Annotated in this window: 9 protein-coding genes; 3 read left to right on the top strand and 6 right to left on the bottom strand. The window is 72.8% G+C overall.

The window, feature by feature from the left end:
- Positions 1 to 21: 21 nt before the first annotated feature.
- Positions 22 to 723, bottom strand: a complete 702-nt coding sequence (locus tag KAK07_RS14735; protein WP_210851730.1) for a winged helix-turn-helix domain-containing protein — start codon at positions 721 to 723, stop codon at positions 22 to 24.
- The gene (locus tag KAK07_RS14730) at positions 698 to 2,311 is read right to left on the bottom strand and encodes a sensor histidine kinase (protein WP_210861540.1); all 1,614 of its coding nucleotides are present in this window, start codon (positions 2,309 to 2,311) and stop codon (positions 698 to 700) included. Before KAK07_RS14730 ends, KAK07_RS14735 begins: the two co-directional genes overlap by 26 nt.
- A gap of 57 nt (positions 2,312 to 2,368) precedes the next feature.
- Between KAK07_RS14730 and KAK07_RS14725 the strand changes: the two genes are divergently transcribed.
- Positions 2,369 to 2,869, top strand: a complete 501-nt coding sequence (locus tag KAK07_RS14725) for a DUF2478 domain-containing protein (RefSeq protein WP_210851728.1) — start codon at positions 2,369 to 2,371, stop codon at positions 2,867 to 2,869.
- A gap of 69 nt (positions 2,870 to 2,938) precedes the next feature.
- Here KAK07_RS14725 and KAK07_RS14720 read toward each other — a convergent pair whose 3' ends face one another.
- The 3 genes from KAK07_RS14720 to KAK07_RS14710 form a co-directional block, all read right to left on the bottom strand.
- Positions 2,939 to 4,663 (bottom strand): methyl-accepting chemotaxis protein, encoded by a 1,725-nt coding sequence (locus tag KAK07_RS14720; RefSeq protein ID WP_210851727.1) that lies wholly within the window; start codon positions 4,661 to 4,663, stop codon positions 2,939 to 2,941.
- A 195-nt stretch (positions 4,664 to 4,858) separates the two neighbouring features.
- The gene (locus KAK07_RS14715; RefSeq protein ID WP_210851726.1) at positions 4,859 to 5,332 is read right to left on the bottom strand and encodes a cyanophycin metabolism-associated DUF1854 family protein; all 474 of its coding nucleotides are present in this window, start codon (positions 5,330 to 5,332) and stop codon (positions 4,859 to 4,861) included.
- Between the two features lie 6 nt (positions 5,333 to 5,338).
- Positions 5,339 to 7,645: a cyanophycin metabolism-associated ABC transporter gene (locus tag KAK07_RS14710; RefSeq protein WP_210861538.1), complete on the bottom strand. Its 2,307-nt coding sequence runs from the start codon at positions 7,643 to 7,645 to the stop codon at positions 5,339 to 5,341.
- A 152-nt stretch (positions 7,646 to 7,797) separates the two neighbouring features.
- On the opposite strand from KAK07_RS14710, the gene KAK07_RS14705 reads away from it, so the two are divergent.
- Positions 7,798 to 9,999 (top strand): cyanophycin synthetase, encoded by a 2,202-nt coding sequence (locus tag KAK07_RS14705; RefSeq protein ID WP_210861536.1) that lies wholly within the window; start codon positions 7,798 to 7,800, stop codon positions 9,997 to 9,999.
- A 33-nt stretch (positions 10,000 to 10,032) separates the two neighbouring features.
- Positions 10,033 to 12,597 carry a cyanophycin synthetase gene (cphA, locus tag KAK07_RS14700; RefSeq protein ID WP_210851723.1) on the top strand — a complete coding sequence of 855 codons (2,565 nt, stop codon included), beginning with the start codon at positions 10,033 to 10,035 and terminating at the stop codon, positions 12,595 to 12,597.
- 74 nt (positions 12,598 to 12,671) lie between these two features.
- On the opposite strand, the gene KAK07_RS14695 is transcribed toward cphA, so the two are convergent.
- A complete protein-coding gene (locus KAK07_RS14695) occupies positions 12,672 to 13,178 on the bottom strand; it encodes a hypothetical protein (RefSeq protein WP_210851722.1) in 507 nt (168 codons plus the stop codon).
- Positions 13,179 to 13,394: the final 216 nt, after the last annotated feature.

The raw sequence follows: 13,394 nt of genomic DNA, 5'->3' as shown, positions 1-13,394 counted from the left end.
CAGGAGCGCATAAGGAACGCCTCAGCCGGCCGGTGGCATCAGCCGGTAGCCGACGCCGGGCTCGGTCAGCAGGCGGCGCGGCGCGGCGGGCTCGTCCTCGAGCTTGGCGCGCAGCTGCCCCATGTACAGGCGCAGGTAGTGGGTGTGCTCGGTGAACTCGGCGCCCCAGACATCGGCCAGCAGCTGGCGGTGGGTGACCACCTGGCCGGCGTTGCGCACCAGGCGCGCCAGCAGATTGAACTCGGTGGGCGTGAGGTGCACGTCGGCCCAGTCACCGCCCTGCCGGCGCTGCACGCGGTGTGCGGCCAGGTCGACGCGCAGGCCGTCCTGCTCGTAGCGCGTGACCACCGGCGTCGCGGCGTGGCCGCGGTGGCGCCAGGCCACGCGCATGCGCGCCAGCAGCTCGCCCAGCGCGAAGGGCTTGACCAGGTAGTCATCGGCGCCGCCGTCGAGCAGGCCGATCTTGCCGGCGTCGTCCTGCCGCGCCGAGATCACGATGACCGCGAAGGCGTGGCGCCGCCGCACCTCGGCCAGCAGCGCGGCGCCATCGCCGTCGGGCAGGCCCAGGTCGAGCAGCAGCATGTCGGGCAGGCTGTCATGCGCCAGCAGCGCGCGCGCCTCGGCCACGCTGGCGGCGTGGCGCACCTGGTGGCCCTCCACCTCCAGCGCGTCGCGCAGCGTGGCGCCCAGCGCGCGGTCATCCTCGACCAGCAGAACCTTCATCGGGCAGCACCAGGGGTTCGGGATCGGGGCCGACAGGGGCCTCGTGCAGCGGCAGCAGGCATTCGAAGGCGCTGCCGCCGTGGCCGCGCCGGCGCAGCTTCATGCTGCCGCCATGGGCCTCGGCGATGGCGCGGCAGACCGCCAGGCCGACACCGGCGCCGCGCGCCGCGCGGGCCGACTCGGGGCCACGGCGGTAGACCTCGAAGACCTGCTCGCGCTCGGCCGGCGGCAGGCCGGGGCCGCGGTCGCGCACCGCCAGCAGCAGCTGCTCGCCCTGGCGCCGCGCCAGCAGCTCGATGGGGCTGTCGCCCGGGGCATAGGCCAGCGCGTTGTCGACCAGGTTGTCCAGCAGCTGGGCCAGCAGCACCGCGTCGCAGCGCAGCAGCGGCAGACCGGGCTCGGTGCGCGCATGCAGCCGGGTGGTGCTGCCGCGGGCGCGCCACTGGCCTTCGGCCTCGCGCTGGCGCGCACGGTGCAGCGCGGCGCCGACGATCTCCTCCGGCGACTCCCAGTCCAGCCGAAGCGTCACGCCCGGCGCATCCAGGCGCGCCAGCTGCAGCGTGTTGTCGGTCAGGCGGGCCAACTGCGTGGCCTGGTCGCGGATGGTCTGGGCCAGCGCGCGGCGCTGCTCGGCCGAGCGCTGCGCGCCCTGGTCGATCAGCGAATCGGCGGCGCCCAGGATGGTGGCCAGCGGCGTTCGGTAGTCGTGCGACACCGCCGCCAGCAGCGCGTTGCGGGCCTGCTGGGTGCGGGCCTCGGCGCGGGCCAGGTCTTCGGCCTCGCGCGACTGGCGGCGCTCCAGCGCCTGGCCCAGCTGGTCGCACAGCGCCTGGGCATGGCGGCGGGCGTCGTCGTCGATGCGGCGCACCGCCTCGCCGCGCAGCAGGGCCGCACCCAGCACCGCGGCGCGGCCGCGCAGCGGCAGGTACCACTGCGGCAGGTGCTGGTGGCGGCCGGTGCCGGGGCCCATGGCCTCGCGCTGGCGCAGGCAATGGGCCAGGCCGGCGGTTTCCTCGGCATCGGTGGCGCCCAGCGCGAACAGGCGCGGGTCGGCGGCGTCGGCGGGCGAGGGCTCGCCGGGGCGCAGCCCGGCGCCGCGCAGCACCCACAGCGCGGCCGGGCCGCCGGCCAGGTCGGACAGCATCTGCTGCAGCTGGGCCGCCTCGGTGACGGGCTCGTCGCAATCGCGCGTGGCCTCGCCCCACTGGCGCAGCTGCTCGGCGCGGCGGGCCCAGCGCCGGGCCTCGGCCAACTGGCGGCGCAGCGCAGCGCTGAGCGCCGCCACCACCCAGGTCACGACGGCCATGCCGACGAGCAGCCAGACATGCTCGCTGCCGTCCACCGTGAAGCTGCCGCGCGGCGGCACGAAGGCCCAGTTGAAGCCCAGCACCGACGCGGCACTGACCAGCAGCGACCAGCCCACCGGCAGCCAGGGCGTGGCCAGCGCCGAGCCGGCCACCAGCAGCAGCGACATCGTGGCCAGGTCCAGCCGGCCATCGAGCAGCAGCAGGCCGAGCCAGGTGACGGCCCAAACCAGCAGGCCCGGCAGCAGTCGGGTGGCGGCAGGGGGCTCGGAATGCATGGGCATGGGGGCAGCTTGGCGGTCGGCGCGTCAGGAAAGCATATGTCTGGCTATGATCCTGCCATGCACCTCGCCGCCCTGCAGCACAACGGTACGCTGGACATGGATGCCCTGCTGGCCGACACCGCCGCGCGCGCCCAGGCCGAGGGCCTGCGGGTGCGCGGCCTGATGATGACCTGGCCCGATGGCGCCGCCGCCTGTGGCGCGATGGTGCTGAAGGACGTGCAGACCGGCGAGTCCTTCCTGGTCTCGCAGGACCTGGGCCCGGGCGCCACCGGCTGCCGCGTCGACACCCAGGGCTTCGCGCGCGCCAGCGTGGTGCTGCGCCGCGCGCTGGACGAGCAGCCGCCGCCCGACCTGGTGGTGATCAACCGCTTTGGCGGCCTGGAGGCCGAGGGCGAGGGCCTGGCCGATGAGCTGATGGCCCTGCTGGCCGCCGGCGTGCCGGTGCTGACCGCCGTGGCCGACAAGCATGCCCAGGCCTGGGCGCGCTTCAGCGGCGGCTGGCCGCTGCTGGACCCGCAGGAGCTGCCGGACTGGCTGGCGGCGTTGCCGGGCCGCTGACAGGGCCGCTGAAGGGGCCGCTGACAGGACCGGGCCACCGGGCCGGGCCACCGCCCGGCGTGCGATCAATCAGAAGGTGGCCCAGTCGCCGTCGTCAGCACTGGCGGTGGCCGCCACCGGCGCCGGGGCGGCCGGGCGTGCTGCGGCGGCCGGGGTGCTGCGCTTGGGTGCCGCAGGGGCCGCCGGTGCCGCGCGAGGGGCCGGTGCCGGGCTGGGCGCCAGCGTCACGGCACCGATGCGAAAGCCGGCCACCACGCCGCTGAGGCGGCCCGCCTGCTCGCGCAGGCTTTCGGCGGCGGCGGCACTCTGCTCCACCAGCGCGGCGTTCTGCTGCGTCATCTGGTCCAGCTCGGTGATGGCGCGGTTGACGTCGCCAATGCCCTGGCTCTGCTCGGCGGCGGCCGAGCTGATCTCGCCGACCACGTCGGTGACGCGCTGCACCGAGGCGACGATCTCGTCCATCGTGCGGCCGGCGTCGCCCACCAGGCGGGCGCCGGACTCGACCTTCTCGACCGAGGTGCCGATCAGGGTCTTGATCTCCTTGGCGGCCGAGGCCGAGCGCTGCGCCAGGCTGCGCACCTCGCCGGCCACCACCGCGAAGCCGCGGCCCTGCTCGCCGGCGCGCGCGGCTTCCACCGCGGCGTTCAGCGCCAGGATGTTGGTCTGGAAGGCGATGCCGTCGATGACGCCGATGATGTCGGCGATGCGCTGGCTGGACTGGTTGATCTCGCCCATCGTCGAGACCACCTGCGAGACCACCTCGCCGCCCCGGCGGGCGGTGTCGGCGGCCGAGGTGGCCAGCTGGTTGGCGGTGCGGGCCGAATCGGCGCTCTGGCGCACGGTGGCGGTCAGCTGCTCCATCGCCGAGGCGGTCTTCTCCAGGTTGGAGGCGGTCTGCTCGGTGCGCTGGCTGAGGTCGGCGTTGCCGCTGGCGATCTCGCCCGAGGCGGTGCCGATCGAGTCGGTGGCCTGGCGGACCTGGCCCACCATCTGGCGCAGGCCGGCCAGCATCTGCGACAGGCCGTCGAACAGGCTGCCGGCCGGGGCCGCGGGGATCGGCACGTCCAGCCGGCCCTGGGCCACCTCGGCCACGATGGCCCGGGCCGCGGCGGGGTCGCCGCCCAGCGTCAGGCGCACGCTGCGCGCCAGCGTCCAGGCCAGCGCCACCAGCAGCGAGGTGGTCAGCAGCACCGCCACGGCGCCGCGGATCACCGTGGCGCGCACCTCGGCGAAGACGTCGTCCATGTACAGGCCCGAGCCGACCATCCAGTCCCAGCCGGGGACCTTGACCACGTACTGCAGCTTGGGCACCGGGGTGTCGGAGCCGGGGCGCGGGAACCAGGTGTCCACGAAGGCGCGGCCGTCGGCGCTGTTACGGAGGCCTTGCTGGAGCAGGCCCAGCACGTCGCCGCCGCGGCCGTCCTTGATCTTGCCCACCATGTTCTGGCCGTTCCACTCGGGCTTGATCGGGTGCATCACGCCGGTGCCGTCGAGCGCCCAGATGTAGAAGTAGTCGCTCTTGCCGTCGGCACCACCGTAGCGGGCGCGCTTGACGGCCTCGGCCGCCGCCGCCTGGGCGTCGGCCTGCGAGAGCTTGCCGGCCGCCGCCTGGTCCTGGTAGGACTGCACCAGGCTGGCCAGCGACTGCACCGCGGTCACCAGCTGGGCCCGACGGCCCTGCTCGATGTGGCGGGCGTCCATCCAGACGGCCAGGCTGGCCGTGCCCAGCACGGCGACCAGGGCCACCGCCAGCAGCAGGCGGACCTTGTGTTGGAAAGAGAGGTTGGCGAACATCGGCCCATGTCTCCGGCAGCCTGGACGTGCCGCTGGGCGGCCTTCTCGCGGCCGCACCGGCGCTGCTCCCGCCACGGCCGCGGCCAGCCGCCCTTGGGGGCAGCTGACACACCAAGCGTTACTGTGCCGTGCGCCGGGCCCGGACAAAGCCGGCAAAAGCGCCCGCGCAGGCCGGCAAATCGGCCGCCGCGCCGCTCAGAGGAAGCGTTCGAGCAGCTTCTTCGAATGCCGGTCCAGCGCCAGCAGGTCGGGCACCTCGAAGACCACGCCGTGGCCGCTGGTGATCAGCAGCCGGCCGCGCTCGGGCAGGCGGCGGATGTCTTCCTCCACCTTCAGCACCAGCGTGGCCGGGCCGCGGTCGGTCTCGACGGTCCAGGTGCTGGGCGTGGAGAAGGTGGACACGGCGACGATGCGCTGGATGCGCGGCACGAACTCGCGCGCGGCCAGCTCGTCCTCGATCAGCCGGCGCGGCGCGTCTGGCAGGGCCGAGAGCCGCTCGATCCAGACCAGCTCATGGCCGGCGGGGCCGACCAGCGAGACGCCCTCGTCAGGCGCGGCGATCGGGAAGGCACGCACGGGCAGCACACCGACGTGCTCGCTGCCGTCGGCCAGCGTGCAGACCAGGCGGCCCAGCGGGTTGCGGGTGAGGGTGAAGGCGGGGGTGCTCATCGTCGATCAGGCGCCGGTGTGGGCCGAAGGTTGCGGCTGGCGAGCCAGCAGCACGGCGTCGTGGTCGGAGCCCTCGTCGTCCTCGGCCTCGGCCTTGCGGGCCTGGGCTTCGTAGAGGCGCCAGTAGTGGCCCTGGCGCGCCATCAGCTCGTCGTGCGGGCCGACCTCGACGATCTCGCCGCGGTCCATCACCACCAGCCGGTCGGCCTTGCGCAGCGTGGACAGGCGGTGGGCGATGGCGATCGTGGTGCGGCCCTGCACAAGGTTGTCCAGCGCCTTCTGGATCTCCTTCTCGGTCTCGGTGTCCACGGCCGAGGTGGCTTCGTCCAGGATCAGGAACTTCGGGTCGATCAGCAGCGCGCGGGCGATGCTGATGCGCTGGCGCTCGCCGCCGGAGAGGCCCTGGCCGCGCTCGCCCACCAGCGAGTCGTAGCCCTGCGGCAGGCGCAGGATGAAGTCGTGCGCATGGGCGGCCCGCGCGGCGGCCACGATCTGCTCGCGCGTGGCATCGGGCCGGCCGTAGGCGATGTTCTCGGCTACGGTGCCGAAGAACAGGAAGGGCTCCTGCAGCACCAGACCGATGTGGCTGCGGAAATCGGCCACGGCGATGCGGCGCAGGTCGATGCCGTCCACCTTGATCGAGCCGTCCGTCACGTCGTAGAAGCGGCAGATCAGGTTGACCAGGGTGCTCTTGCCCGAGCCGCTGTGGCCGACCAGGCCGATCATCTCGCCGGGCCGGATCTCCAGGTTCAGGCCGCGGATCACCGAGCGGTTGCCGTAGCGGAACGAGATGTTCTCCATCGTCACGCCGCCGCTCAGCCCGCCCGGCGGCAGCTTGGCCGGATCGGCCGGGTCGGGCACGTTGGAGACGTGGTCCAGGATGTCGAAGATGCGCTTGGCGCCCGCCGCCGCCTTCTGGGTGACCGAGACGATGCGGCTCATCGAATCGAGCCGGCCGTAGAAGCGGCCGATGTAGGCCAGGAAGGCGCTGAGCACGCCCACCGTGATCTGGCCCTGGCTGACCTGCCAGATGCCGAAGCCCCAGACCACCAGCAGGCCGATGTCGGTCAGCAGCGCCACGGTGGGCGTGAACAGGCTCCAGACCTTGTTCAGGCGGTCGTTGACCTGCAGGTTGGCCTGGTTGGCGGCACGGAAGCGGTTGGCCTCGCGGCGCTCGGCGGCGAAGGCCTTGACCACGCGGATGCCGGGGATGGTGTCGGCCAGCACGTTGGTGACGTCACCCCAGGCGCGGTCGATCTTCTCGAAGCCGGTGCGCAGGCGGTCGCGCACGGTGTGGATCATCCAGGCGATGAAGGGCAGCGGCACCAGCGTGACCAGGGCCAGCCAGGGGTTGACCGAGAACAGGATGATCGAGGTCATGCCCAGCATCAGCACGTCGGTGGCGAAATCCAGCGCGTGCAGCGACAGGAAGACCGAGATGCGGTCGGTCTCGCTGCCGATGCGGGCCATCAGGTCGCCGGTGCGCTTGGCGCCGAAGTAGTCCAGCGACAGGCCCAGCAGGTGTTCAAAGGCCGTCGTGCGCAGGTCGGCGGCGATGCGCTCGGAGACCAGCGCCAGGATCCAGGTGCGCGCCCAGCCCAGGCCCCAGGCCATCAGGCCCGAGCCCAGCAGGCCGGCGAGCAGCCACATCACGTAGGTGGGATCGATCTTCTGGCCGTTCTGGAACGGGATCAGCACCTCGTCCATCAGCGGGATGGTCAGGTAGGGCGGCACCATGTGCGCGGCGGTGGAGGCCAGCGTCAGCAGGAAGCCGGCCAGCAGCTGGCCGCGGTAGGGGCGGGCGAAGCGCCACAGGCGCAGCAGCACCCAGGTGCTGGGCGGGGTGTTGAGCTCCCGGGTGCAGATCGGGCACTCGTCGGAGTCGTCGGGCAGGGTGTTGCGGCAGGAGGGGCAGCGGGTCGGGTCGTCGCCCTCGGGCGCATGGCCGTGGGCGCGCGCCTCCTGCAGCTGCTCGAAGCGCTTGACCAGGCGCAGCGCCTGGACGTTGGCGCCCAGCGTGAAGCGCCAGCGCTGCTGCAGCATCTCGCCCTGCACCAGCTCCAGCGTGCCGACGCCGGCATGGTCGGCGTGGCGCAGGGTCTGGCCGTCGGCCAGCGGGATCGCCTGCCAGGGGCCGTCGCCGCTGCGGCTGAGCAGCTGGCGCTCGGTCAGCAGCAGCCAGCCGCCGGCAAAGCGCAGGTCCTCGTCCAGGTCAACCGCGAGCTGGGCGAGCACGTTGTCCCGCTCATCGAGCGGTGCTCCCAGGGGCACGGTCGGTCGGGGGGTCTGGGCGTCGGAATGGGCGTGGGGCATCGGGGCTGGCGGGCGGGAAGACCGCCTCTGGCGCTGATTTTCCGCGATTTGCGACACCCGGGCCCGCCCGGAGACCATGCCTGCCGCCTCGGTTCACAATCGGGGCGAGGCCCCGACGGGTCCACCCCCCACCTGAAGCCACCCATCACCCCATGACAGCGCGTCCCCGAGAGATCCAGCTTCAACGCATCACCTACCTGCGCGGCCCCAACATCTGGACCTACCGCTCCGTGCTGGAGGTCTGGCTGGACCTGGGTGAGCTGGAAGACTGGCCCTCGAACAAGCTGCCCGGCTTCAATGCCCGCCTGCTGGCCCTGCTGCCGGCGCTGGCCGAGCACCACTGCGGCGTGGGCGAGCGCGGCGGCTTCCTGCAGCGCCTGGACGAAGGCACCTGGGCCGGCCACATCCTCGAGCATTGCGTGATCGAGCTGCTGAACCTGGCCGGCATGCCCACCGGCTTCGGCCAGACCCGCAGCACCAGCCAGCACGGCGTCTACCGCATGGTCTTCCGGGCCCGCGACGAGCAGGTGGCCCGGGTGGCGCTGGCCCAGGGCCATGCGCTGCTGCATGCGGCCATCCGCGACGAGGCCTTCGACGTGGACGCCGCGGTGGCCGCGGTGCGCGACGCGATCGACGACTCCTTCCTCGGCCCCTCCACCGCCTGCATCGTCTCGGCGGCCACCGACCGCCGCATCCCGCACATCCGCCTGAACGACGGCAACCTGGTGCAGCTGGGCCACGGCGCCCGCCAGCGCCGCATCTGGACCGCCGAAACCGACCTGACCTGCGCCATCGCCGAGAACATCGCCGGGGACAAGGACCTGACCAAGACCATCCTGAAGGCCTGCGGCGTGCCGGTGCCCGAGGGCGTGTCGGTGTCCAGCGCCGACGAGGCCTGGGAGGCCGCGCAGGACATGGACGCCCCGGTGGTGATCAAGCCCAGCGACGGCAACCACGGCCGCGGCGTGACGCTGGACCTGACCCAGGAGGCCGACGTGCGCGCCGCCTTCGAGCTGGCAGACAAGCACGGCTCCGAGGTGCTGGTGGAGCGCTACATCCGCGGCAACGAGCACCGCCTGCTGGTGGTGGGCGGCCAGGTGGTGGCGGTGGCCCGCGGCGAGAGCGCCTGGATCACCGGCGACGGCCGCAGCACCGTGACCGAGCTGATCGACAGCCAGATCAACTCCGACCCCCGCCGCGGCACCACCGAGGCCCATCCGCTGAACCGCCTGGACATCACCGAGGACGAGGTCATCGTGCTCGACCTGCAGCGCCAGGGCCTGACCGGCGCGTCGGTGGTGCCGGCCGGCAAGCGCGTGCTGGTGCAGCGCAACGGCAACGTGGCGATCGACTGCACCGACGAGATCCACCCCGACGTGGCGCACCACGTGTCGCTGGCGGTGCGCGCGGTGGGCCTGGACATCGCCGGCGTCGACCTGGTCTGCGAGGACATCGGCCAGCCGCTGGAAGCGCAGGGCGGGGCGATCGTCGAGGTCAATGCCGGCCCCGGCCTGCTGATGCACCTGAAGCCCGCGGTGGGCCAGCCCCGCCCGGTGGGTCAGGCCATCGTCGACCACCTGTTCCCGCCCGAGGACGACGCCGCCCACCCGGGCCGCATCCCCATCGTCGGCGTGGCCGGCAGCCGCCATGGCGCGCTGATCGCCCGCGCGGTGGCCTGGCTGATCCACCTGACCGGCACGCCCACCGCGCTGGCCTGCCGCGACGGCCTGTTCCTGGGCAGCCGCCGCATCGAGCGCGCCGGCAAGCAGTTCTGGGACGCCAGCCACCGCCTGCTGATGAACCGAGAGGCGCGCGCCGCGGTGTTCGAGAACGACGCCGGCCTGGTCCTCGGCGACGGCCTGCCCTACGACCGCTGCCAGGTGGGCGTGGTCACCGACACCGACGGCTGGCAGGGCCTGGCCCACCACGATGTGTTCGACGCCGACGCGATGTTCAAGGTGCTGCGCACCCAGATCGACGTGGTGCTGGCCGACGGTGTGGGCGTGCTCAACGCCGCCGACCCGCGCATCGCCGGCATGGCCGAACTGTGTGACGGCGAGGTGCTGATGTACGCCGTGGACGGACCCGAGGGCCTGCCCGCCGCGCTGACCGAGCACCTGGCCGGGGGCGGCCGCGCGGCGGTGCTGCAGGCCGGCCGGGTGACGCTGCGCTCGCCCCAGGGTGACCTGAACGGCCCCGACCTGCACGGCGTGCTGGGCCGCAAGGGCCGCGGCGGCGACGCCGGCCTGGCCGAGGCCCTGCTGGCCGCCGTGGCCGCCGCCTGGGGCTATGGCATCACCCCCGAACTGATCGCCGCCGGCCTCGAGACCTTCGAGCTCAACGCCGCCGCCTGACACCACACGACCCGCCCCACAAGAAGTCGAACCATGGACATCTCCCGCATCCGGGCCCTGCGCGGCCCGAACCTCTGGAGCCGCCACACCGCCGTCGAGGCCATCGTCGCCTGCTCGTCCGAGGAGCGCGCGCTGACCACGCTGCCGGGCTTCGAGGACCGCCTGCGCGCGCTCTTCCCCGGCCTGGGCGGCCTGCGCCGCCAGCCGGACCAGGTGTCGCTGGCCCATGTGCTGGAAGCCGCCACGCTGGCGCTGCAGTCGCAGGCCGGCTGCCCGGTGACCTTCAGCCGCACCACCGCCACCGTCGAGGACGGCATCTACCAGGTGGTGGTCGAGTACACCGAGGAGGAGGTCGGCCGCCGCGCGCTGGCCGCCGCCGAGGCGCTGATCCAGGCCGCGCTGGCGCCGCAAGGCAGCTTTGACGCCGCCGCCGCGATCGCCGCGCTGCGCGAGCTGGACGAGGACGTCCGCCTGGGCCCGTCCACCGGCTCGATCGTCAACGCCGGCCTGGCCCGCGGCATCCCCTACCGCCGCCTGACCCAGGGCAGCCTGGTGCAGTTCGGCTGGGGCAGCAAGCAGCGCCGCATCTGGGCCGCCGAGGTCGACTCCACCAGCGCGGTCAGCGAATCCATCGCCCAGGACAAGGACCTGACCAAGACCCTGCTGCGCGCCGCTGGCGTGCCGGTGCCGCTGGGCCGCCCGGTCGACTCGGTCGACGAGGCCTGGGAGGTGGCCGAGGAGATCGGCCTGCCGGTGGTGGTCAAGCCGCAGGACGGCAACCAGGGCAAGGGCGTGACCGTCAACATCACCAGCCGCGAGCACCTGGAGCTGGCCTACAAGGCGGCCGAGGAGATCGGCCAGCCGATGGTCGAGAAGTTCCTGCCCGGCAGCGACTACCGCCTGCTGGTGGTGGGCCACAAGCTGGTGGCCGCGGCCCGGCGCGACCCGCCGCTGGTGATCGGCGACGGCGAGCACACGGTGCGCCAGCTGGTCGAGCAGGTCAATGCCGACCCGCGCCGCGGCGACGGCCACGCCACCTCGCTGACCAAGATCCGCTTCGACGACATCGCGGTGGCGAGGCTGGAGATCCAGGGCCTGACGCCCGAATCGGTGCCGGCCAAGGGCCAGCGCGTGATCCTGCGCAACAACGCCAACCTGTCCACCGGCGGCACAGCCACCGATGTGACCGACGACGTCCACCCCGAGGTGGCGGCGCGCGCGGTGGCGGCGGCGCAAATGATCGGCCTGGACATCTGCGGCGTCGATGTGGTGTGCGAGAGCGTGATCCGCCCGCTGGAAGAGCAAAGCGGCGGCATCGTCGAGGTGAACGCCGCGCCGGGCCTGCGCATGCACCTGTCGCCGTCCTTCGGCAAGGGCCGCGCGGTGGGCGAGGCGATCATCAACCACCTCTACCCGCCCGGCGAGGACGGCCGCATCCCGGTGGTGGCCGTCACCGGCACCAACGGCAAGACCACCACCGCGCGCCTGATCGCCCACCTCTTCGCCGCCAGCGGCCTGCGCGTGGGGATGACCAACACCGATGGCGTGCACGTCAACGGCCGCCAGATCGACTCGGGCGACTGCTCGGGCCCGAAGAGCGCGCGCAACGTGCTGATGCACCCGGATGTGGACGCCGCGGTGTTCGAGACCGCCCGCGGCGGCGTGCTGCGCGAGGGCCTGGGCTTCGACCGCTGCCAGGTGGCGGTGGTCACCAACATCGGCGCCGGCGACCACCTGGGGCTGAACTACATCACCACGGTGGAAGACCTGGCGGTGCTCAAGCGCGTCATCGTGCAGAACGTGGCGGCCAGCGGCTTCGCGGTGCTCAACGCCACCGACCCGCACTGCGTGGCGATGGCGCCCGAGTGCCCGGGCGGCGTCATCTACTTCTCGGCCGACCGCCACCACCCGGTGCTGGCCACGCACCGCGCCCAGGGCCAGCGCTGCGTCTACATCGACGACGGCCACCTGGTGGCCGCCGAGGGCAGCGCACGCGAGGCGATCGCGCTGCGCGACATCCCGCTGACCCGCCACGGCACGATCGGCTTCCAGGTCGAGAACGCGATGGCCGCCACCGCCGCGGCCTGGGGCGCCGGCCTGCATTGGGACGCGATCCGCGCCGGGCTGTCGAGCTTCGTCAACGATGTCGATGGCGCGCCCGGCCGCTTCAACGTGATGGACTACCGTGGCGCCACGCTGATTGCCGACTACGGCCACAACCCCGATGCGATGCGCGCGCTGGTTTCGGCGGTCGAGGCGATGCCGGCCAAGCGCCGCTCGGTGGTGATCAGCGGGGCGGGTGATCGCCGCGACGAGGACATCCGCGAGCAGACCCAGATCCTGGGCGCTGCCTTCGACGAGGTCATCCTGTACCAGGACGCCTGCCAGCGCGGCCGCGAGGACGGCGAGGTCCTGGGCCTGTTGCGTCAGGGCCTGGAAGGCGCCGCGCGCACCCGCCAGGTGGATGAGATCCGTGGCGAGTTCGTGGCCATCGACACCGCGCTGGCGCGGCTGCAGCCGGGCGACCTGTGCCTGGTGCTGGTCGACCAGGTCGAAGAGGCGCTGGCCCACCTGGCCAAGCGCTGCGCTGAGGGCTGATGCCGGGCTGAAACGCGCGCGGCGCCCTCAGGCGCCGCGCAGCAGGAGCGGGGCTGCTGACCCCGCGCCGGTCATCACTTCTTCAGCAGCCGGACTTCGGTGTTGAAGTTGTGCAGGGCGCTCGCGACGCTGGTGTAGACGTGCGTGGTCACGGTGTGCGTACCGGTGGTCACCGACACGCCACCGCGGTGGCTGAAGCTGGTGAAGCCGGTCGTCGGGACGCGGGTCAGGAACGGGCAGTTGTCGGTGCTGACGCCGTCCACGCGCAGGCAGATCGCGCTCGAGGCCTCGCTGGCCGTCGGCGCAACCTGTGCCTCGGCCACGACCATCACATAGCAGCCGGCGGTGGCGGTGCAGTTGACGGTCTGGGTGCTGCCGTACTGGGTGATGGTGGCCGCCGGGATGGCCGTGCCGCCGGCATTGCCGACCTCGTGGTAGACCTTGAGCAGCTTCAGGGGCGTCGAGAAGGCCTCGGGCTGGGCCTTGGCCTTGTCGGCGCCAGAGCCGGCCATCGCCAGCGAGGACAGGGTCAGCAGCGCGGTGGCGGCGAGGGTGAGGATCGGGGTCTTCGAGCGGATCATGGTGGACTCCTGTGTAGGCGGTGGAAGCCGGTCCCTGCGCCCTCCCCGTCTTTCGGGGCCCTCCGGCCTCGGGATCTGCCAACGCCAGTGTCGGAAATGCCACCAGTGCAAACAATGCCCTGGACATGGGGGGCGTGTTGTGGAAGCCAGGCCGTGGGGACCTCAAACAGGGGGGATGGTGGCCGCGCGGGCCGATCCGGCTGCTGGCGCTTCCCC

The organism is Ideonella alba (assembly GCF_018069875.1).
Classification (GTDB): Bacteria; Pseudomonadota; Gammaproteobacteria; order Burkholderiales; family Burkholderiaceae_C; genus Ideonella; species Ideonella alba.
The sequence above is the reverse complement of the archived record's forward strand: the minus strand, read 5'-3'. Positions and strand labels throughout refer to the sequence as shown.